This window comes from Cellulomonas humilata, assembly GCF_013359775.1.
Lineage (GTDB): Bacteria > Actinomycetota > Actinomycetes > Actinomycetales > Cellulomonadaceae > Cellulomonas > Cellulomonas humilata.
Map to the genome: position 1 here is coordinate 87,381 of NZ_JABMCI010000068.1, position 19,354 is coordinate 106,734.

The 19,354-nt window shown below is 73.3% G+C and carries 25 protein-coding genes and 4 tRNA genes; 17 read left to right on the forward strand and 12 right to left on the reverse strand.

All coding sequences use genetic code 11. The features are described from left to right. Positions 1-34: 34 nt before the first annotated feature. Positions 35-190: a hypothetical protein gene (locus HP550_RS15395; RefSeq protein WP_175348564.1), complete on the forward strand. Its 156-nt coding sequence runs from the start codon at positions 35-37 to the stop codon at positions 188-190. Between the two features lie 45 nt (positions 191-235). On the opposite strand, the gene HP550_RS15400 is transcribed toward HP550_RS15395, so the two are convergent. Then, a complete protein-coding gene (locus tag HP550_RS15400; protein WP_175348565.1) occupies positions 236-1,579 on the reverse strand; it encodes a nicotinate phosphoribosyltransferase in 1,344 nt (447 codons plus the stop codon). A 174-nt stretch (positions 1,580-1,753) separates the two neighbouring features. On the opposite strand from HP550_RS15400, the gene clpS reads away from it, so the two are divergent. The 7 genes from clpS to HP550_RS15435 all read left to right on the forward strand — a co-directional run bounded on the left by clpS (position 1,754) and on the right by HP550_RS15435 (position 7,482). Beyond that, positions 1,754-2,047, forward strand: a complete 294-nt coding sequence (clpS, locus tag HP550_RS22435) for an ATP-dependent Clp protease adapter ClpS (RefSeq protein WP_343048207.1) — start codon at positions 1,754-1,756, stop codon at positions 2,045-2,047. Further along, positions 2,047-2,694 (forward strand): DUF2017 family protein, encoded by a 648-nt coding sequence (locus HP550_RS15410; RefSeq protein ID WP_175348567.1) that lies wholly within the window; start codon positions 2,047-2,049, stop codon positions 2,692-2,694. The genes clpS and HP550_RS15410 overlap by 1 nt, the downstream gene beginning before the upstream one ends. Positions 2,695-2,719: 25 nt before the next feature. After that, positions 2,720-3,535: a glutamate racemase gene (murI, locus tag HP550_RS15415; RefSeq protein WP_175348568.1), complete on the forward strand. Its 816-nt coding sequence runs from the start codon at positions 2,720-2,722 to the stop codon at positions 3,533-3,535. Further along, positions 3,532-4,320 (forward strand): MBL fold metallo-hydrolase, encoded by a 789-nt coding sequence (locus HP550_RS15420; protein WP_175348569.1) that lies wholly within the window; start codon positions 3,532-3,534, stop codon positions 4,318-4,320. The genes murI and HP550_RS15420 overlap by 4 nt, the downstream gene beginning before the upstream one ends. 88 nt (positions 4,321-4,408) lie before the next feature. Beyond that, positions 4,409-5,203, forward strand: a complete 795-nt coding sequence (gene rph / locus HP550_RS15425; RefSeq protein WP_175348570.1) for a ribonuclease PH — start codon at positions 4,409-4,411, stop codon at positions 5,201-5,203. Further along, positions 5,200-5,814 carry an RdgB/HAM1 family non-canonical purine NTP pyrophosphatase gene (gene rdgB / locus HP550_RS15430; protein WP_175348571.1) on the forward strand — a complete coding sequence of 205 codons (615 nt, stop codon included), beginning with the start codon at positions 5,200-5,202 and terminating at the stop codon, positions 5,812-5,814. Before rph ends, rdgB begins: the two co-directional genes overlap by 4 nt. A gap of 6 nt (positions 5,815-5,820) precedes the next feature. Continuing rightward, positions 5,821-7,482, forward strand: a complete 1,662-nt coding sequence (locus HP550_RS15435; RefSeq protein ID WP_175348572.1) for an ATP-binding cassette domain-containing protein — start codon at positions 5,821-5,823, stop codon at positions 7,480-7,482. A gap of 19 nt (positions 7,483-7,501) precedes the next feature. Here the strand turns inward: HP550_RS15435 and HP550_RS15440 are convergent, their stop codons facing one another. After that, positions 7,502-8,056, reverse strand: coding sequence for a DUF4916 domain-containing protein (locus HP550_RS15440; protein ID WP_175348573.1), 555 nt, complete (start codon positions 8,054-8,056; stop codon positions 7,502-7,504). A gap of 146 nt (positions 8,057-8,202) precedes the next feature. Here HP550_RS15440 and trxA point away from each other — a divergent pair, with 146 nt between their 5' ends. After that, a complete protein-coding gene (gene trxA / locus HP550_RS15445; RefSeq protein WP_056021551.1) occupies positions 8,203-8,571 on the forward strand; it encodes a thioredoxin in 369 nt (122 codons plus the stop codon). A gap of 49 nt (positions 8,572-8,620) precedes the next feature. On the opposite strand, the gene HP550_RS15450 is transcribed toward trxA, so the two are convergent. Both HP550_RS15450 and bcp read right to left on the reverse strand, forming a co-directional pair. Next, a tRNA-Leu gene (locus HP550_RS15450) sits at positions 8,621-8,703 on the reverse strand. 22 nt (positions 8,704-8,725) lie between these two features. Beyond that, positions 8,726-9,193 carry a thioredoxin-dependent thiol peroxidase gene (gene bcp / locus HP550_RS15455; protein WP_175348574.1) on the reverse strand — a complete coding sequence of 156 codons (468 nt, stop codon included), beginning with the start codon at positions 9,191-9,193 and terminating at the stop codon, positions 8,726-8,728. A gap of 86 nt (positions 9,194-9,279) precedes the next feature. Between bcp and HP550_RS15460 the strand changes: the two genes are divergently transcribed. From HP550_RS15460 to HP550_RS15470, 3 genes are all read left to right on the forward strand, one after another. Then, positions 9,280-9,576: a GroES family chaperonin gene (locus HP550_RS15460; protein WP_175348709.1), complete on the forward strand. Its 297-nt coding sequence runs from the start codon at positions 9,280-9,282 to the stop codon at positions 9,574-9,576. Positions 9,577-9,654: 78 nt separating this feature from the next. Then, the gene (locus HP550_RS15465) at positions 9,655-9,867 is read left to right on the forward strand and encodes a hypothetical protein (RefSeq protein ID WP_175348575.1); all 213 of its coding nucleotides are present in this window, start codon (positions 9,655-9,657) and stop codon (positions 9,865-9,867) included. Between the two features lie 66 nt (positions 9,868-9,933). Beyond that, positions 9,934-10,006 (forward strand) — tRNA-Lys (locus HP550_RS15470). 54 nt (positions 10,007-10,060) lie between these two features. On the opposite strand, the gene HP550_RS15475 is transcribed toward HP550_RS15470, so the two are convergent. Further along, entirely contained in the window at positions 10,061-10,546 is a 486-nt protein-coding gene (locus HP550_RS15475) for a DinB family protein (RefSeq protein WP_175348576.1), read from the reverse strand. A 102-nt stretch (positions 10,547-10,648) separates the two neighbouring features. On the opposite strand from HP550_RS15475, the gene HP550_RS15480 reads away from it, so the two are divergent. After that, positions 10,649-12,139: a dihydrolipoyl dehydrogenase family protein gene (locus tag HP550_RS15480; protein ID WP_175348577.1), complete on the forward strand. Its 1,491-nt coding sequence runs from the start codon at positions 10,649-10,651 to the stop codon at positions 12,137-12,139. Positions 12,140-12,193: 54 nt separating this feature from the next. Here HP550_RS15480 and HP550_RS15485 read toward each other — a convergent pair whose 3' ends face one another. The 3 genes from HP550_RS15485 to HP550_RS15495 all read right to left on the reverse strand — a co-directional run bounded on the left by HP550_RS15485 (position 12,194) and on the right by HP550_RS15495 (position 14,724). Beyond that, positions 12,194-13,198 carry a glycine betaine ABC transporter substrate-binding protein gene (locus HP550_RS15485; protein ID WP_175348578.1) on the reverse strand — a complete coding sequence of 335 codons (1,005 nt, stop codon included), beginning with the start codon at positions 13,196-13,198 and terminating at the stop codon, positions 12,194-12,196. Between the two features lie 73 nt (positions 13,199-13,271). Beyond that, entirely contained in the window at positions 13,272-14,048 is a 777-nt protein-coding gene (locus tag HP550_RS15490; protein ID WP_175348579.1) for an ABC transporter permease subunit, read from the reverse strand. 1 nt (position 14,049) lies between these two features. After that, on the reverse strand, positions 14,050-14,724 hold the full coding sequence (locus HP550_RS15495) for an ABC transporter permease (RefSeq protein ID WP_175348580.1): 675 nt from the start codon (positions 14,722-14,724) through the stop codon (positions 14,050-14,052). A 27-nt stretch (positions 14,725-14,751) separates the two neighbouring features. On the opposite strand from HP550_RS15495, the gene HP550_RS15500 reads away from it, so the two are divergent. The 3 genes from HP550_RS15500 to HP550_RS15510 all read left to right on the forward strand — a co-directional run bounded on the left by HP550_RS15500 (position 14,752) and on the right by HP550_RS15510 (position 16,938). Beyond that, entirely contained in the window at positions 14,752-15,846 is a 1,095-nt protein-coding gene (locus tag HP550_RS15500) for an ABC transporter ATP-binding protein (RefSeq protein WP_175348581.1), read from the forward strand. Beyond that, positions 15,843-16,760: an ATP-grasp domain-containing protein gene (locus HP550_RS15505; RefSeq protein WP_175348582.1), complete on the forward strand. Its 918-nt coding sequence runs from the start codon at positions 15,843-15,845 to the stop codon at positions 16,758-16,760. Before HP550_RS15500 ends, HP550_RS15505 begins: the two co-directional genes overlap by 4 nt. A 102-nt stretch (positions 16,761-16,862) precedes the next feature. Beyond that, positions 16,863-16,938 (forward strand) — tRNA-His (locus HP550_RS15510). 51 nt (positions 16,939-16,989) lie between these two features. On the opposite strand, the gene orn is transcribed toward HP550_RS15510, so the two are convergent. Beyond that, positions 16,990-17,661, reverse strand: coding sequence for an oligoribonuclease (gene orn / locus HP550_RS15515; RefSeq protein WP_175348583.1), 672 nt, complete (start codon positions 17,659-17,661; stop codon positions 16,990-16,992). Between the two features lie 71 nt (positions 17,662-17,732). On the opposite strand from orn, the gene HP550_RS15520 reads away from it, so the two are divergent. Further along, positions 17,733-18,446, forward strand: a complete 714-nt coding sequence (locus HP550_RS15520; protein ID WP_175348584.1) for a phosphatase PAP2 family protein — start codon at positions 17,733-17,735, stop codon at positions 18,444-18,446. A gap of 4 nt (positions 18,447-18,450) precedes the next feature. Here HP550_RS15520 and HP550_RS15525 read toward each other — a convergent pair whose 3' ends face one another. The 3 genes from HP550_RS15525 to HP550_RS15535 form a co-directional block, all read right to left on the reverse strand. Beyond that, complete coding sequence (locus HP550_RS15525) at positions 18,451-18,699, reverse strand: hypothetical protein (RefSeq protein WP_175348585.1); 249 nt, start codon at positions 18,697-18,699, stop codon at positions 18,451-18,453. 126 nt (positions 18,700-18,825) lie between these two features. Further along, on the reverse strand, positions 18,826-19,017 hold the full coding sequence (locus HP550_RS15530; protein WP_175348586.1) for a hypothetical protein: 192 nt from the start codon (positions 19,015-19,017) through the stop codon (positions 18,826-18,828). A 196-nt stretch (positions 19,018-19,213) separates the two neighbouring features. Then, positions 19,214-19,286, reverse strand: a tRNA-Arg gene (locus HP550_RS15535). Positions 19,287-19,354: the final 68 nt, after the last annotated feature.

Here is a 19,354-nt window from a genome sequence, read left to right on the forward strand (position 1 = left end):
CCTGATCGGTGACCACAGATCGAAAGGGTCAACCATGCCTACCTGGCTCATCCTCATCCTTGTCGGCGTCGTCCTCGTCATCCTTGGCGTTGCGACCAACATCGGCCAGTTCCTCATCTGGATCGGCGTCATCGTGCTCGTCGTCAGCCTGATCCTGGGTCTGGTCGGCCGGGGCCGCGCTCGCGTCTAGCTGAGCCGGACACACTCGCAGTACCGGCGCTGCGGTTCGGGCACCTCAGTCCCCGAGCCGCAGCGCCACGGTCGGCACCGCTGCCTCGTCGGCAGACAGCCGCCGCGCCCCGCGCGGCAGCTCGTCCCGCGAGGCGCGGTGCCGTTCTGTTGCCCGGCGCACGCCGTCCGGACCCGTCCAGCCGGTGTCCACCGTGCCGTCGGTGACGAGCGGCACGTGCAGGGCTCGCAGCGACGCGTCAGGGGACGACCAGCCGCGGACGTCGTCGTCGGGACCCGTGACGAGCACCTCCTCGACGGCCCGGCCGTCCGCGCCCAGCCGTCGCGCCGCGGCCTTGCGCCCGCCCACGCTGATCTTGCCGCGCGCGGCCTTGGCCACGGGGGCCAGCGTCCCGTCGGCCCCCTCGCGGGCGACCAGCTTGTAGACCATCCCGCACGTCGGTGCCCCCGATCCGGTGACCACCGACGTGCCGACCCCGTAGGAGTCCACCGGGGCGACCGCGAGCGAGGCGATCGCGAACTCGTCCAGGTCCGAGGTCACCGTGATCTTCGTGCCCTGCGCGCCGGCCTCGTCGAGCTGCGCCCGTACCTCGTGCGCGAGGACTCCGAGGTCCCCGGAGTCGAGCCGCACCGCGCCCAGGCCGGTCCCGGCCGCGTCCAGGGCCAGCTCCACGCCGCGCCGGACGTCGTAGGTGTCGACGAGCAGCGTGGTGCCGGTGCCGAGCGATGCGACCTGCGCCGCGAACGCCGCCGCCTCGTCGTCGTGCAGGAGCGTGAAGGCGTGGGCCGCGGTGCCGATGGTCGCCAAGCCGTACCGGCGTCCCGCCTCGAGGTTGGACGTGCCCACGAACCCCGCGACGACCGCCGCACGGGCCGCCGCGACCGCCGCCTCCTCGTGCGCCCGCCGCGACCCCATCTCGAGGCACGGCCGGTCCACCGCCGCGCTGGTCATCCGGGACGCCGCCGACGCGACCGCCGAGTCGTAGTTGAGGATCGAGAGCACGAGCGTCTCCAGCAGGACGGCCTCCGCGAACGTGCCCTCGACCACCATCACCGGCGACTGCGGGAAGAACACCTCGCCCTCCGCGTACCCCACGACCTCGCCGGTGAACCGGTAGTCGGCGAGGTACGTGAGCGTCGCGTCGTCGACGACCCCCTCGTCGGCGAGCCAGTCGAGCTCGGACGCCCCGAACCGGAACCGCTCGAGCGACTCCAGCACCCGTCCCGTCCCGGCGAGCACCCCGTACCGCCGGCCGGCCGGGAGCCGGCGGGTGAACACCTCGAAGACGCAGCGCCGGTGCGCGGTCCCGTCGGCGAGGGACGCCTGGAGCATCGTCAGCTCGTACCGGTCGGTGAGCAGCGCGAGGCTCGGCGGGTGCGGGTCGGTCATGGGCCCAACGTAGGGCGCGTGTGCCCGTGTGGCGCGCCCCACCCTCCGCTGGACTCCAGCCCAGCACTCCATCCCGTGGTCGTGCTGGGCTTGCGTTCCGCTGCGGGCGGGTGCGCTGGCGCGCCCCCACCCTCCGCTGCACTCCAGCCCAGCACTCCACCTACAGTGGACGGCGTGCCAACGCAGACCCTCCCCGACGCCAGGGTCGAGGAGGAGGAGAAGACGGACGTCGCCGATCCGTGGGTGACGATCGTCTGGAACGACCCGGTCAACCTCATGAGCTACGTGACGTACGTGTTCGAGTCCTACTTCGGGCATCCCAGGGCGAAGGCCGAGAAGCTCATGAAGCAGGTGCACGAGCAGGGCCGCGCGGTCGTGTCCAGCGGATCGCTCGAGGCGATGGAGGTCGATGTGCAGGCGATGCACGGGTTCGGGCTCTGGGCGACGCTCCAGCGCAGCGGGCAGTGATGCGCGGCTTCAAGCGCCGCCGCGGCATGTACGCCGCTCGCCTGGACGTCGACGAGCGCGAGGTCGTCGCCGCTCTCGTGGCGGACGTCGCCGAGCTGCTGGGCGGCGGGCGCCTGGAGTCGCGGGACGCGGTACCGGTCGGCGACGGGAACCCCCGGATGCGGATCGATGCGCTGCCGCCACCGTCGGACCCCGCAGTGCGCCGACTCCTCCCGGACGCGTCCCGGGATGACCCGGAGATCGCGGCGGAGTTCCGGCGACTGACCGAGGACGACCTTCGGGCCGGCAAGATCGCCCGTCTGGCCCGGCTGTGGGAGGCGCTCACGACGCCCGCCGAGGGCTGGCGCGCGGACTCGTTCGTCGTCGCCCCGGACGAGGCGCGCGACGTCGCGGCAGCGATCACCGACCTGCGCCTGGTGCTCGCGGAGCGCCTCGGCGTCCGGACGGACGAGCAGGCCGAGCGCCTGTACGACACCCTCCTGGACTCGCCGCAGGCCGAGGTCGCCGACGAGGCGGCGGAGACGCTCGATCCCGCCGCCCGCCGGTACCTGGTCGCCGTGTACGGGGCGCTGAGCTGGCTCCAGGAGTCACTCGTCGAGGTGCTGCTGCACGACCTGCGCGCCGCCGGTCGCCCGGGCGAACCGTGAGCGGCCAGCGGTTAGGCTCGTGCGTGTGAACGACGCCCCCCTCGGCATCTTCGACTCCGGCGTCGGCGGGCTCACCGTTGCCCGGTCGATCCTCGACCAGCTGCCGCACGAGTCCACCCTCTACATCGGCGACACCCTCAACACCCCCTACGGGTCCAAGCCGCTCGCCGCCGTGCGCGCGCACGCGCTCGAGGTCATGGACGACCTGGTGGACGCCGGCGTGAAGCTGCTGGTCATCGCGTGCAACACCGCGTCGTCGGCCATGCTGCGCGACGCCCGCGAGCGGTACACGCTGCGCCGCGGGATCCCCGTCGTCGAGGTGATCCTGCCCGCCGCACGCCGTGCCGTGGCCGCCACCCGGTCGGGGCGCATCGGGGTCATCGCCACCAAGTCCACGGTCGAGTCCCGCTCCTACGACGACGCGTTCGCCGTCGCCCCCGGCATCGAGCTGACCACCCGGGCGTGCCCGGAGTTCGTGCGACTGGTCGAGGCCGGCATCACGTCCGGACCCGAGGTCCTCGCGTACGCGCACGAGTACCTGGACCCCGTGCGGGAGGCCGGTGTCGACACCCTCGTGCTCGGCTGCACGCACTACCCGCTGCTCACCGGGGCGATCTCCTACGTCATGGGCGAGGAGGTCACGCTGGTGTCGAGCGCCGAGGAGACCGCCAAGGACGTCTACCGCACCCTCGTCGCGCACGACCTGGAGCGGGACCCGGCAGCCGGACCGCCCACGCACCGGTTCCTGGCCACCGGCGACCCGGCGCAGTTCCGCACCCTCGCCCGTCGTTTCCTCGGCCCCGAGGTCGAGACCGTCGAGCCCAGCGCGGCGCTGCGATGAGGCTCACGGTCCTCGGCTGCGCGGGCTCGTTCCCCGGCCCCGACTCGGCGGCCTCGGGGTACCTCGTGCAGGCCGACGACGCCGACGGGCGCACCTGGACCGTCCTGCTGGACCTCGGCAACGGCGCCCTGAGCGCCCTGCAGCGGTACGGCGACCCCACAGGGCTCGACGCGGTGGGCCTGTCGCACCTGCACTCCGACCACGTGGCCGACATGGTGGTGCTCAACGTGCTGCGCCGGTACCGGCCCGAGGGGCCCTGCCCGCCGGTGACGGTGCACGGACCGGCCGGTACCGCGGAGCGCCTGGCGCAGATGGCCGGCAAGGACCCCGCCACCAGCACCGACGGGCAGTTCGACGTGGTCGAGTGGCGTGCCGGGTCCGCCGTCGTGGTCGGGCCGATGGTGCTGGAGCCCGTGCCCGTCGAGCACCCGATCCCCGCGTTCGGCATCCGCGTCTCCGGACCGAGCGAGGACGACCCCGCCCGGACCGTCTCGCTCGCGTACACCGGGGACACGGACGCGTGCGCAGGCCTCGACGCGCTCGCCACGGGCGTCGACCTGCTGCTCTCCGAGGCGGCGTTCGTCGAGGGTCGCGACGACGTCTCGCGCGGCATCCACCTCACGGGCCGACGCGCCGGCGAGGCCGCGGCGCGCGGGGGAGCGGGCCGGTTGGTGCTCACGCACATCCCGGCCTGGAACGACCCCGCGGTGAGCGTGGCGGAGGCGGCCGCGGTGTACGACGGCCCCATCGAGCTGGCCCGCCCCGGCGGCGTGCACGTCCTGTAGAACCCCTGACGTCCGCACTCGAGCGCGTCCTGACCCTCCGGAGTGCGGACGTCCGGGGGTGTCGGGGCGCCAAGTTAGGCTCGGCGTCATGACTTCTGCTCCCCTCACCTCCCCGATCACGCGCGTCCGCGCCGACGGGCGCGCCCCCGACCAGCTCCGTCCCGTGACCCTGACGCGCGGGTTCCTGGAGGCGGGCGAGGGCAGCGTGCTCGTCGAGTTCGGCGGCACCAAGGTGCTCTGCGTGGCGTCGTTCACGCCGGGCGTGCCGCGCTGGAAGAAGGGCTCCGGCGAGGGCTGGGTCACCGCCGAGTACTCGATGCTGCCGCGCGCCACGTCCAGCCGCTCGGACCGCGAGTCGGTCAAGGGACGCGTCGGCGGGCGCACGCACGAGATCTCCCGCCTGATCGGCCGGTCGCTGCGCGCGATCATCGACGTCTCCGCGCTGGGCGAGAACACGATCGTGCTCGACTGCGACGTGCTCCAGGCGGACGGCGGCACCCGGACGGCCTCGATCACGGGCGCCTACGTCGCGCTCGCGGACGCGGTCGCGTGGGCCGTGGAGAACAAGCACATCCCCAAGAACAAGGTGGTGCTGCGCGACTCGGTCGCCGCGGTGAGCGTCGGCATCGTCGACGGGCTGCCCGTGCTGGACCTGCCGTACGTCGAGGACGTGCGCGCCGAGACCGACATGAACGTCGTGGTCACCGGGTCCGGCACGTTCGTCGAGGTGCAGGGCACCGCCGAGCACGCGCCGTTCGACCGCGCCGAGCTCGACGCGCTGCTGGACCTGGCCGTCGCCGGCACCGCCCAGCTCACGGCCCTCCAGGTCGCCGCCCTGGCGTCGGCCCCGGGCGACGGTTCGGCCACCCGGCTGGTCCGGTGAGTGCTCGCCTGGTCCTCGCGACGCACAACGCCCACAAGGTCGGCGAGCTGCGCGCGATCCTCGCGCCCGTCCTGCCCGGGCTGGACCCGTCGTCCGTGGTCGGTGCGCGGGACGTGGGCGCCCCGGAGCCGGTCGAGGACGGCGTGACCTTCGCCGAGAACGCGTTGATCAAGGCCCGCTCGCTCGCTGCGTTCACCGGGCTGCCCGCGGTCGCGGACGACTCGGGGCTGGCCGTCGACGTGCTCGGCGGTGCACCCGGCATCTTCTCCGCACGCTGGGCCGGTCGCCACGGCGACGACGCCGCCAACCTCGCGCTCCTGCTGGCGCAGCTGGCCGACGTCCCCGGACCGCACCGCGGGGCACGCTTCGTGTGCGCGGCGGCGCTGGTCACCCCGGACGGGTTCGAGCACGTCGAGACGGGCACGCTCGAGGGGGTGCTGGCGACGGCGCCCCGCGGCACCGGTGGCTTCGGGTACGACCCGATCCTCGTACCGACCGGCGACACCCGGTCGTGCGCGGAGCTCACCGCTGCGGAGAAGAACGCGATCAGCCACCGCGGCACCGCGTTCCGCGCGCTCGTCCCGACGCTCGTGCGGGTGCTCGGGGGATGACCCGCGGTGTCTGACGGCCACGTCCAGCTGGTGGCGGACGGGGTGACCTACGGGTACCCGGGCCACCCCGTGCTCGAACGCGTCGACCTCACGGTCGGCGCGGGGGACCGGGTGGGCGTCGTCGGCGAGAACGGGGCCGGCAAGACGACGCTGCTGCGGGTGCTCGCCGGTGAGCTCGCACCGCAGACCGGCACCGTCCGTCGCAACGGCACGCTCGCCTCGGTGGAGCAGGAGCTCGACGCGCCCGGCGGCGCGACCGTCGGCACGTTCGTGGCGGAGGCCCTCGGTGGCGTCCGCGCGGCGGCGGCCGAGCTCGAGGCGACGATCGCGGGGTTCGACCACGAGTCCGGTGACCTTGCGCGGCTGACCGCCTCCGTCGCCCGCTACGAGCACCTCGCCGCCTGGGACGCCGACCGCCGCGTCGACGAAGCGCTCACGCGCTTCGGCGCGCCGCGAGACCCCGACCGGCGGCTGGACCAGCTGAGCGTCGGCGAGCGGTACCGCGTGCGGCTGGCGTGCCGGATCGGGGAGCGGGCGGACCTGCTGCTCCTCGACGAGCCGACCAACCACCTGGACGCGGCGGGCATCGACTACCTGACCGCCCGCCTGCGGGAGTGGCCCGGCGCGGTCGTCATCGTCACGCACGACCGCCGCCTGCTCGACGACGTGATGACCGCGATCCTCGACCTCGACCCCGCGATGGACGGCCGACCCGCGCTGTACGGCGCCACGCGGTACTCCGACTACCGGTTCCTCAAGAGCCAGATGATCCGGCGCTGGCGGGCTCGGTACCGGGCCGAGCGCAAGCGCGCGGTGCAGCTGGCCGAGCGGCTCGACTCGACGTACGAGAACCTCTCCGACGAGTGGCGCCCGCCCAAGGGTTCGCAGACGCACCGGCGTGCCACCCGGGCGCGGGGGCACGTGAAGGCCGCGGACCGGCTGATCCAGAAGCTCGAGGCCGACGCGGTCGAGGTGCCGACGCCGCCGCTGGTGCTCACGTTCCCCGACCTGCCCTCGCTGCCGCCGCAGCCCCCGCCCGGACCGCTCCTGGACCTGCGCGCACCGCGCGTGGGGGGCCGACTCGACCTGGCCGGGGTGCGCATCGAGGTCCCGGCGTGCGGTCGCCTGCTGGTCACCGGGCCCAACGGGTCCGGCAAGTCGACGCTGCTCGCCGCGCTCGCCGGATCGGTCGGGCTCGACCGCGGGGTACGCGCCATCGCGCCAGGCGTCCGGCTCGGCGTGCTCGCGCAGGAGGGGCCGACCGAGCACGCCGCGGCCGTCGTCGCGCACCCGCGGGCCGCCGGTGTGGCCGAGCAGCTCTCGGGGTTCGACGCCTACGCCCGGCACGCGCTGGTGCTGCTGGAGGCGCGGCTGCTCGATCCCGGTCAGCTGGTGCCCATCGCGGCGCTCGGCCTGCTGACGGAGGAGGACCTCGACCGGCCCCTGCGCGAGCTCTCGGTCGGCCAGCGCCGCCGGTTCGACCTCGCGTGCGCGCTTCTTGCGGCCCCGCACGTGCTCATCCTCGACGAGCCGACCAACCACCTGTCCGTCGGGCTGGTCGACGAGCTCACCGCCGCGCTGCGGGCGACGTCGGCCGCGGTGGTCGTCGCCACGCACGACCGCCGGATGCGCGCGGACCTGGCCGACTGGCCTGCGCTCACGCTCTGACGACGACAGCCTGTAGGTCTCACGGCAGGCGGCCGACGTACCCCATCGCCTGGCGCAGCAGCAGCCCCTGGCCGCCGTTCATCTCGAACTGGATCTGCTGGGCGCACGCCTCCTCGGGCGTCATCCACGCGAGATCGATGGCGTCCTGCTGCGGGCGGCAGTCGCCCAGCACCGGCACCACGTAGGCGAGCGACACCGCGTGCTGGCGGGGGTCGTGGTACGGCGTGACGCCGGGCGTCGGGAAGTACTCCGCCACGGTGAACGGCTGCGGCGACGCGGGGATCTGCGGGAGCGCCACCGGCCCGAGGTCCTTCTCGATGTGCCGCAGCAGGGCGTCACGCACCCGCTCGTGGTACATCACGCGGCCGCTGACCAGGGCCCGGGACATGACGCCCTCCTGCGTGACCCTCAGCAGCAGGCCCACCTGCACGACGTCGCCCGAGTCGTCCACGCGCACCGGGATCGCGTCGACGTAGAGGATCGGCAGCTGCGTGCGGGCCTGACTGATCTCGTCGGGGCTCAGCCAGCCGGCGGGACGTTCGGGGCCGCGGGGGTACTCGGCGGAAGCGGTCACTGACCATGTCTACCTCGCCACGGGCGGCCACGACGGGCACGCCGCGCTGATCACCCCCTCCCGAGGTGTGCGTCACGACACCCTCGGGAATAGTCGTGGGGGGTTGCGTGCTCTATCTGGCGGTAACCGAGGACTGGAGGAACGTCATGGCGACGACTGAGCTGACCGGCAGCACGATCGGGCAGACCATCAAGGACAACGAGATCGTCCTGGTCGACTTCTGGGCGGAGTGGTGCGGTCCGTGCAAGCGGTTCGGCCCCGTCTTCGAGGACTCCTCGGAGAACCACCCCGACGTCGTGCACGCGAAGGTCGACACCGAGGCCGAGCAGGAGCTGGCCGCCGAGCTGCAGATCTTCTCCATCCCGACCCTGATGGCGTTCCGCGACGGGATCCTGGTGTTCAACCAGGCGGGCGCGCTGCCCGCTCCCGCGCTGGAGCAGGTGGTCGAGGCCGTCAAGGCGCTGGACATGGACGAGGTCCGCGAGAAGATCGCGGCCGCCGCGACGCAGGCCTGACCTGATCGTCAGAAGGACCGGTCCCCTCGGGGGCCGGTCCTTCTGCGTGTGCGGGAGACGGGAGTCGAACCCGCACGCCCTCTCGGGCACCAGGACCTAAACCTGGCGTGGCTGCCGTTTCACCACTCCCGCGCAGCGGAAGTTTCCCACAGGGTTACGCGACCTTGAGGTCCCGGCGCAGCTTGGCGACGTGACCGGTGGCCTTCACGTTGTACTGCGCGAGCTCGACGCGGCCCTCCGCGTCGACGACGACCGTCGAGCGGATGACGCCCGTGACGGTCTTGCCGTAGTTGAGCTTCTCGCCCCAGGCGCCCCACGCCTCGAGCACGGCGTGCTCCGGGTCGGAGCCGAGCGGGAAGGTCAGGTGCTCCTGCTCGACGAACGCGGCGAGCGTGTCGACGGCGTCCGGGGAGACCCCGACGACCGCGAAGCCGGCACCCTGGAGCGAGGCGAGCGAGTCGCGGAAGTCGCAGGCCTGCGTCGTGCACCCGGGGGTCATCGCGGCCGGGTAGAAGTACACGATCACCCGGCGACCGCGCAGGTCGGACAGGGTGACGGTGCCGCCGTCGGCGGTCGGGAGCGTGAAGTCGGGGGCGAGGTCGCCGACGGCGAGACGGGGCACGGGATCTCCTGGGACGGGATGTCGGGGATGCGGTCAGCCTATGTCGCACGGGTACGGTCGGACGCGTGAGCGACCTCCCCATCCGCATGCTGAACGACCGCCTGCTCGTCTCGCTGGACGGCGAGGCGGGGGAGCGGCGCTCGTCCGCGGGCATCGTCATCCCCGCGACGGCCGTCGTCGGCAAGCGCCTGTCGTGGGGTGCGGTCGTCGCCGCCGGCCAGCACGTGCGGCAGGTCGAGGTGGGCGACCGCGTGCTGTTCGACCCCGAGGACCGCGCCGAGGTGGAGCTCGGCGGGGCGACCTACGTGCTGCTGCGGGAGAAGGACGTGCACGCCGTGGCCGAGCCGCGCGGCGTCGGCGAGGGAACCGGGCTGTACCTCTGAGCGTTACTCGTCTTGCGCCGCCTGCATCCTGGTGGTGCCATGAACTGCGGGACACGGTCCCCGAGGAGGTCGACCCCCATGACCACGCACGAGACCACACCCGTATCGATCGACGACACCGCGGACGTCCAGCCCGTGCGGGACCTGCTCGCCGAGCACGTCCCGCTGGCCCTGATCGTCGACCTGGCGACCCCCGAGGCCACGTCCGCCGAGATCCTCGAGTCCGAGGGGCTGCCCGAGGATTCCTGGTGGGAGAAGGACGCGACGACGTCCGACGGCACCGGCGCGTGACGGTCGTCACGGAGCCCGATCTCGATTGGCAGATCGGGTGGTCGGCCTGCTAGCGTTCTCAACCGCGCGCCATTAGCTCAATTGGCAGAGCAGCTGACTCTTAATCAGCGGGTTCGGGGTTCGAGTCCCTGATGGCGCACCGGAGACAGGCCCCTGATCAGCGGAAACGCTGACCCGGGGCCTTTCTGCTGGGCTACTCGCCGACGGCCCCGTCGATCGCCTCCCGGATCAGGTCCGCGTGCCCGTTGTGGCGGGCGTACTCCTGGAGCAGCTTGGCCACGTACCACCGGACGGTACGGGTCCCCGCGGGGTCGCCGAGGTCCGCGTGGGCGGCCAGCAGCACGTCCGCCTCGGCCCGGACCTCGTGCCACCGGGCCACCGAGTCGCCCGCCATCGTGGCGTCGACGCCGATGATGTCGCCGTCCGGATCCTCGTCCGTGCAGTACAGGAGCCCGGTGTCGACACCGCTGAGCGCCCGGACCAGGTAGTGGTCCTCCATCTCCGTCAGGTGCCGCACGAGGCCGAGCAGCGTGAGGACGGACGGCGGCGTCGACGCGATCACGAGCTGCTCGTCGGAGAGATCCTGGCACTTGGCGGCGAGGGCGTCCCGGTGGAAGGCGAGCCAGCCGAGCAGCACGCCGCGCTCGTCGGTGGCCTCGGGCTCCGGTGCACGGTGCATGCGTGCATCGTCCCGCGGCTGCGAGACGCTCGCCAGAGCGCCACGATAGGCCGAGGTCCCGGCCGTCCGCGCCGGGACCTCGGGCGAGGGACGGAGCCGGGGATGGCGGAGCAGGCGCAGGAGTTCGACGTCGTGGTGATCGGCGGCGGCGCGGTGGGCGAGAACGTGGCGGACCGCGCGGGACGGACCGGGCTGCGCGTCGCGCTGGTCGAGCACGCCCTGGTGGGCGGTGAGTGCTCCTACTGGGCGTGCATGCCCTCCAAGGCGCTCCTGCGACCCGGTGCTGCCCTCGCGGCCGCCCGCGGCGTCCCGGGCGCTGCGGCCGCGGTCACGGGCGACGTGGACGTCGCGGCGGCGTTCGCCCGGCGCGACGAGATCACCCACCACTGGGACGACGGCTCCCAGGTCGACTGGGTGCAGAGCACCGGGATCAGTCTCCTGCGGGGACACGCGCGGTTCACGGGACCTCGCGAGCTCACCGTCGAGGGCGACGACGGTCCGGTGCGCGTGACCGCGCGGCGCGCCGTCGTCGTCGCGACCGGGTCCGCGGCGGTGCTGCCGCCGGTCGAGGGTCTCGCGGAGCTGCCGCCCTGGACCAGCCGGGAGGCGACCTCCGCGCAGCAGGTGCCGGCGCGCCTGGCCGTGCTCGGCGGCGGCGTGGTGGGCGTCGAGATGGCGACCGCGTTCGCCGACTTCGGCAGCGCGGTGACGCTGATCGTGCGCGGGGACAGGCTCCTGACGGGTGCCGAGCCGTTCGCCGGCGAGGCGGTGGCGGCCTCGCTCGCCCGGCTCGGCGTGAGCGTGCTGTTCGGCGCGGAGACCCGGTCGGCTCGGCGCGAGGCCGACGGCGTGCACCTGGACCTCGGCACGGGTGCGGACCTGGTGGTCGACGAGGTGCTCGTCGCCACCGGCCGGCGCCCACGGACCACGGAGCTGGGCCTCGAGACGCTGGGGCTCGAGCCGGGGAAGGCGGTCGCGGTCGACGACGCCCTCCAGGCCACGGGTGTCGACGGCGGCTGGCTCTTCGCCGCGGGCGACGTGTCGGGTCGGACGGCGACGACCCACCAGGGCAAGTACGACGCCCGCGTGGTCGGCGACGTGATCGCCGCGCGCTTCGACCCCCGGTCCTCCGCGGCGGACTCACCCGACGGCGCCACGCCCGGCGACCGTGCGCTGGCGGCCGCCGACGAACGGACGGCGGGTCCGTGGAGCCGCTACCGGGCGACCGCCGACCTGGGGTCGGTGCCGCAGGTCGTGTTCTCCCGGCCCGAGGTCGCGTGGGTCGGACTCACCGAGGCCGCGGCACGCTCGAAGGGTCTCGACGTGCGCGTGCTCGGATACGACCTCGAGAACGTGGCGGGGGCGAGCGTCTTCGCCGCGGACTACGCGGGCCACGCGCAGCTGGTGGTCGACGACGCCCGTGGGGTGGTCGTCGGCGCCACGTTCGTCGGACCGGAGGTGGCCGAGCTGCTCCACGCCGCGACGATCGCCGTGGTGGGGGAGGTGCCGCTGGAGCGCCTGTGGCACGCGGTGCCGTCGTACCCGACCGTCAGCGAGGTGTGGCTCCGGCTGCTGGAGACCGCCGGGCTCTGAGCACGCACGAGGGGGCGGACCCGGCCGGGTCCGCCCCCTCGTTCCTGCATCCGATCAGCTGTCCGCGGCGAGGGACCCGTCGCTCGAGAGCACGAGGCCGATCGCGGCCTCACCCTGACGCACGGCCTGGCCGATCAGGCCGAAGTCGTACGACTTGAAGTCCGCGAACTCGATCCCGTACGTCTCCTCGAGGCCCAGCTGGCAGAACGGGCGCTCGGGGCACTCGGCCGGACCGGCCAGCACGAGCCCGCCGCAGTTCTCGGCGAGGTCGGACAGGGTGGTCAGGTCGTGCTCGGTGGCGAACTCGCTGGTCACGGCGAACGCGTTCTGGTCCTGCGCCGTGGACGGGGCACCGACGACCAGGCCGGCGGCGTCCGCGAGCGGGGTCAGCGCCGTCACGGTCTCGTCGACGTCGGCGGAGGCCACGGACTCGGCGTCGGCACCGTTCTGCTGCGCGTTGAGGAAGTCCGCGAGTGTCGCCGCGTACTCCGGGACGGCCGTGAGCGTGCCGTCGGTCAGCGCAGGCAGGTACGTCTCCCGGTTGCCGATGGTGCGCACCTCGACCGTGTAGCCCGCGGTGCGCAGGACCGCCGCGTAGATCTCCGCCAGCGTCGCGCTCTCGGAGAAGTTCGCCGCACCGATCACCAGCGACGCACCGGCACCCGACGGCTCCGCGGCGGCAAGGCCCTCGGTGTCCACGAACTCCTCGGCCACCTCGCTCGAGGTGCGGCGGTCGATGTCGACGGCCTTGTTGAGCTCGATGAGCTTGTCCGTGTCGAGCGCGGCGGACACGGTGTCCAGCAGCTCGATCACCGACGCGTTCGCGGCGGCAGCGGCCTTGTTCACGGCCGGGATGATGTTGTCGGCGTTCTGGAGGCCCTTGTCGTCCTCCAGGACGACGAGCTTCTCGCCGGCGACCGGGTCGCACGTGGCGAGCCCGGACGAGCCGGAGGACGTCGGGTCGGCCTCGCCTCCGCCCGAGCCCGGGCTGCCACAGGCGCCGAGCGCCAGGGCGGCGACGGCGATCAGGGTCAGGGTGGTGGAGCGTCTCGCTCGCATCGTGCTCTCCTCGTGGAGTCAGCAGGGGGGCGGGAAGGGTCCCGGTGACGGACAGAAGGTGCCGTCGACGAGGTCAGGACGTTGTGCCCGACCTATTCGATCCGCTGGTCGCGGGCTCGGCAAGCCCTGGGGATGTGACGCGCGCCCGGCGAGTGCGCCGGGACGGCGTGTCGGACGTGTCCCGGGCCAGCGCTCGCAGGCCCGGGGGAGTGAGCAGGTACTGCGCGATCGCCAGCAGGCCCTCGGCGAGCAGGCACAGCCCGGCGACGAGGATGCCGCCCGCGAGCACCTGCCCGTAGTCCTGGGTGCCGAAGCCGGTGACCACGATGGTGCCGAGGCTGCGTCCGCCGACCAGCGCCGCGAGCGGGACGGTCGCCAGCACCTGGACGGCCGCGGTGCGCACGCCGGCAGCGATGAGCGGGACGGCGAGGGGGAGCTCGACCGCCCACAGGCTGCGCCCGCCGGACATACCCACCCCCCGCGCGGCGTCCCGGACGTCGGCGTCGACCTCCCCGAGCCCGGTCACCGTGTTGGTGAGCAGGGGCGGGACCGCGAACACCGCGCACGCGAGCACGGTGGCCGTGTTGCCGAACAGCCCGCTGGCGGCCAGCAGGGTGAGCAGCGCGAGGGTGGGCAGTGCGCGGGTGGTGTTGGCGACGACGACACCGACGGTCGCGCCGCGCCCGCGGTGCCCGAGCCAGAGGCCGAGCGGCAGGGCGACCACGGCGGCGAGGAGCACGGCGAGCACCGACACGAGGATGTGGTCGCGCGCGAGCGCCAGCACGCCGTTGCGACCGACCCAGTTCAGGGGGTCGTTCAGCCAGACGAACGCGTCGGTCAGCGTGTCCACGTCACACCGGCCTCTCGACGCGCGCCCACGGGGTGATCCGGCGTCCGACGCCCGCGATCACCAGGTCGCACACCAGCGCGAGCAGGAGGCAGAGCACCGTGGCCGTCATGATCTCCGCGTGGTAGTTGCTGCGGAAGCCACGGAACATCAGCTGGCCCAGCCCGCCGTAGCCGACGACGACACCCACGGTCACCAGCGCGACCGTGGTGACCGTGGCGAGCCGCAGCCCGGCGACGATGCTCGGCAGCGCCTGCGGGAGCTCGACCGCGAACAGCAGCCGCGACCGGCCGTACCCCATGCCGCGCGCCGCGTCCCGCACCGCCGGGTCGACGCCCTGGAGCCCGACCAGCACGTTCCGGGTGAGCACGAGCAGCGCATACGACACCAGCCCGATGAGCACGGTGGTGCGCCCGATGCCCGTGTACGGCGCCAGGATGGCGAACAGCGCCAGCGACGGCACGGTGTAGAGGACGCCCGCGACGCCGAGCACCGGACCGGCCAGGCGCGGCCGCAGGTGGGCGAGTGCGCCGAGCGGCAGGGCGAGCACGAACGCGATGACGACGGCCTGGAACGTGAGCGAGGCGTGCTGCTCGAGGGCGCGCCCGATGTCCGCGGCGTTGCGCTCGACGTACTCCCACGAGAACCACGGGTTGGGTGGGGCCTGGGCCAGACGCATGCGGCGAACGTACCGGGGGCCTGTGACATGCGCAGTCTGACCCTGCGGGTGTCGGACCGGGCGACTAGCGTCCTGGGGGTGGCAGACGACCCGGCGATCGCCTTCGAGCACGTGAGCAAGTCGTACGCGTCCGACCGCGGACGCGGGGAGTCCGGCGCGGCGGTCGACGACCTGTCCCTGGCGGTCCGGCCGCACGAGGTGCTCGTCCTCGTCGGCCCGTCCGGCTGCGGCAAGTCCACGACCCTGCGCATGGCCAACCGTCTGGTCGAGCCCACGTCCGGTCGGATCATGCTGGAGGGCGAGGACGTCACCACGGTCGATCCCGTGGGCCTGCGGCGGCGCATGGGCTACGTGATCCAGAACGTGGGGCTCTTCCCGCACCGCACGGTCGCCCAGAACGTCGCGACGGTGCCCGGCCTCGTCGGCTGGGACCGCAAGCGGACGGCCGCGCGGGTCGAGGAGCTGCTCGACCTGGTGGGCCTCGACCCGGACCGGTACGCCCGCCGCTTCCCGCACGAGCTCTCCGGCGGCGAGCGGCAGCGCGTCGGCGTCGCCCGCGCCCTGGCCACGGACCCCCCGGTGCTGCTCATGGACGAGCCGTTCGGTGCGGTGGACCCGGTGGGCCGGCGTCGGCTCCAGAACGAGTTCGCCCGCATCCAGCGCACGCTGGGCATCACGGTGATGCTGGTCACGCACGACATCGACGAGGCGGTGCGGATGGCGGACCGCGTGGCGGTGCTGAGCACCGGCGCGCACATCGAGCAGCTGGCCTCCCCGCTCGACATCGTCGCCCGCCCGGCGACTCCGGCGGTGGCGGACCTCGTCGGCCGCGGCCGGACCGCCCGCCTGCTCGCGCTCGGTCGCCTGGAGCTCGCTGACCTGGACCCCGTCGACGACGCCGCGCGCGGTGCGTCCCTCGCGGTCGGTGTCGAGCTGGGCGACGTGCTCGACGCCCTCGTCGGCGTGGACGGGCCCCTGCCGGTGCAGGACGAGCGCGGCCTCGTCGTCGGCAGCGCCACGGCCGCCACCGTCGTGCGCGCCCTGGACCGGCTCACGGAGCGGGCAGAGGAGACGGACGCCACAGCAGACGCGGACGCGGCCGTCGGTACGCTGCGCAGGTGACCACCCCCACCGCACGCCTCGCCCTCGCGACCTGCGCCGAGCTCCCGGAGCTCGACTCCGACGACCACGCGCTGCGCGACGCGCTGCTCGAGCGTGGCGTCGCCACGGACGTCGTCGTCTGGGACGACCCGACCGTCGACTGGGGCACCTACCCCCACGTCGTCATCCGCTCGACCTGGGACTACACCGACCGCCCGGCGCAGTTCGCCGACTGGACCCGCAAGGTGGAGCGCACCAGCACGCTGCTCAACCCCGCGTCCGTGGTCGGGTGGAACATCGACAAGACCTACCTGCGCGACCTGGAGAAGGCCGGCCTGCCGATCGTCCCGACGATCTGGCTGGACCCGGAGCGCAACCTCGACTCGCGCGCCATCCACACGCGGTTCCCGGCGTTCGGCGACTTCGTCATCAAGCCGACGGTCAGCGCGGGCTCGCGGGACACCGGCCGGTACGACGCGGGCGTCACGCAGCAGAGGTCCCTGGCGATCACGCACGCGAAGAACCTGCTGAGCGTGGGCCGCCGCGTGATGATCCAGCGCTACCTGCGCAAGGTCGACACGGCCGGGGAGACGGCGCTGGTGTTCGTCGAGGGCCAGTTCAGCCACTCGGTCCGCAAGGGCGCGCTGCTCGAGGGCCCCTTCCGCGAGGAGCAGGTGCTCTACCGGGACGAGACCCTCACCGCGCGGGACGCCACGGATGCGGAGCGCGAGCTGGCGGAGCGCGTCGTGGCCGCGCTGCCGGGCATCGCCCCGGGCGCGGACGGGCCGCTGCTGTACGCCCGCGTGGACCTGATCCCGGACGACGAGGGCAACCCCGTCGTGCTCGAGGTCGAGCTCACCGAGCCGTCCCTGTTCTTCGCACTCTCGGAGGGCTCCGCCGGCCGCTTCGCCGACGCGATCGCCGCGCGGCTCTGACGTCGGCAGGGAGTGGCCGAGGCCACTGTCTGCCGATTCCAGAAGTGCTCCCGGCCTCGGGTACACTTCTCGACGCCCCGGCGTACGCGTCGGGGGATCGTGGTGGCTATAGCTCAGGTGGTAGAGCACCTGGTTGTGGTCCAGGGGGTCGCGGGTTCAAGTCCCGTTAGCCACCCCATCGCGTCGGGCGTCGACCATCTGGTCGGCGCCCGTCGCCGTTCCCGGGGTTTCAGCCCTCGGAGAGCAGGGCGCCCTTGACCGACGTCGCGACGACCTCGGCCGCGATCTTCTTGGCGGCCGCGGAGTCGGGACCGGGCTGCGCGGGGAGCAGCGCCGCGCGGTAGTACCGCAGCTCGTCGATGCTCTCGAGGATGTCGGCGAGCGCGCGGTGGCCGCCGTTCTTGCGCGGCGAGGCGAAGTACACGCGCGGGTACCAGCGGCGGGCGAGCTCCTTGATCGACGAGACGTCGATCACGCGGTAGTGCAGGTGCCCGACGAGCTCGGTCATGTCGCGGTCCAGGAACGCCTTGTCGGTCCCGACGGAGTTGCCGGCCAGCGGGGCCTTGCCCGGGTCCGGCACCCAGGTGCGCACGTACTCCAGCACCTTGGCCTGCGCGTCCTCGATCGTGGTGCCGCCCGCGAGCCCGTCCAGCAGCCCCGACGTGGTGTGCATGGTGCGGACGAAGTCGTTCATCTGCTCCAGCGCCTCGGGCGGCGGGGCGATGATCACGTCGACGCCTTCGCCGAGCACGCGCAGCTCCGAGTCGGTGACGACCGCGGCGACCTCCACGAGCGCGTCGGCCCCGAGATCGAGGCCCGTCATCTCGCAGTCGATCCAGACGATGCGGTCCCCGCTCTCCTGTCCGGACGTGGCGGGCGGGGGCGTCGGCGTGCTGGTCACGCAGGTCAGCCTAGGGGGCGTCCGGCCGTCCTGCGTTCGTGCGCCGGTCGTGCCGCGGTTAGCGTCGTCCGATGACCGACGACGTCGCACGCACGCCGCCTCGCCTCCCGACTCTCGCCGCGCTGTGGTCGCGGCCCGTGCTGTGGGCGCTGCTGCCGGGCGTCGTGCTCGTCGCGGGCGGGCTCGCGGTGTTCTTCGGCGTGCTCGACACCGTCCGCGAGAAGGACGACCTGTCCAGCCTCGACCAGCCGGTGCTGCAGTACCTGGTGGACCACCGGACGCCGGGGTGGACCGGGGTGCTCGCGGCGATCACGTTCGTCTCGGGACCTACCGTGCTCCCGATCCTCGTGGCGGTCGCCTGCCTGGTGTGGGCGGTAGTGCGCAGGGAGTGGTGGCGCCCCGCGCTGCTCGCGGGGGCGATGGTCGCCTCGACGGCGATCAGCCTGTCCGTCAAGGGTCTGGTGGGGCGCGAACGGCCGCCTGCGGACACCATGTTCGTGCCGGGTGCGGAGACGACCGCCTCGTTCCCGTCCGGGCACACCATCGGCACCGCGACGTTCCTGCTGGTCGCCGGGTACCTCGTCTGGAGCCGGAGTCCGACCGTGGCGCGGCTGGTGGCCTGGGGCGTCGCGACGGTCGTGGGGACCGCGCTGGTGGCGTTGAGCCGGCTGTACCTCGGCTACCACTTCCTCACGGACGTGGTCGCCGCGGTGGCTCTCGCGGTGGCGGTGCTCGGCCTGGTGATGGTCGTCGACCGTCTGCGTGCCGCGCCGCTGTCCGGCTGACCGGCTACCCGGAGGTGTCGTGCGCCGGCACCGTGGAGGCCAGCCACGCCGCGACCGGGACGACCACCGCGGCGGCGCCCCCGATCCAGAGGCTGGCCGTCCACGACGTGCCCGCCCAGCGCAGGACGCCGAGCGTGCCCGCGCCGACGACCAGACCGAGCCCGATCCGCCCGAGCCAGAGGACGACGCGACGCGCGAGCCGCGTCCGCAGCGGCGGCCGCTCAGCGGGGTCCGGGGTGTTGTGCCGGCCCATCAGCGCTGCCCGCAGGTCCGGGGACGCTGGTGGGGGCGGCTCGGCATGGCGTCATGGTGGCACGCATGACCGTGGGCGCGGACCGGATCCTCGGGGAGGACCGGTCCGCGCCCACGGGGGTGCGGTTCATCGGGCGCTGAGAGCGCCGACGAGGCTCGTCGGGCGCGCCTGGACGCGCCGCGGATCCGGAGGTCGACCGACGTTCTCGGTCGGCTGTCTGGTGAGCCGTGCCGCCTCGCGGACGCGCGCTCGGTGGGACTGAGCGAGACGCTCGGCGTGCTCCTGGCGCAGGAGGTCGTAGGACAGGATCGGGTTCACGGTGTGCTCCTCGGGCATGACGGTGCCCGGGCCGGATGCCCGGGCGTTTCGGTGGTGTAGGAGTACTCGACCACGCGCCTGATACGGCCGTCACCCGATTATTCGGGGCGTTTCGCCTGGTTCGTCCCGTGCTGGGAGCTGGTCACGGGGTCGCGGACTCCCGTGTTCTGGGGGTGCCGCGACGGCGGTGGATGGGCGCCCCCGGCAGGACTCGAACCTGCAACCGACGGATTAGAAGGCCGTTGCTCTATCCGTTGAGCTACGGGGGCCGGACGTGCGCCCACAGCCTAACGGCGCGGCGCCGGAACCAAGGTTTCGGGACGAACCGCTCGCGACC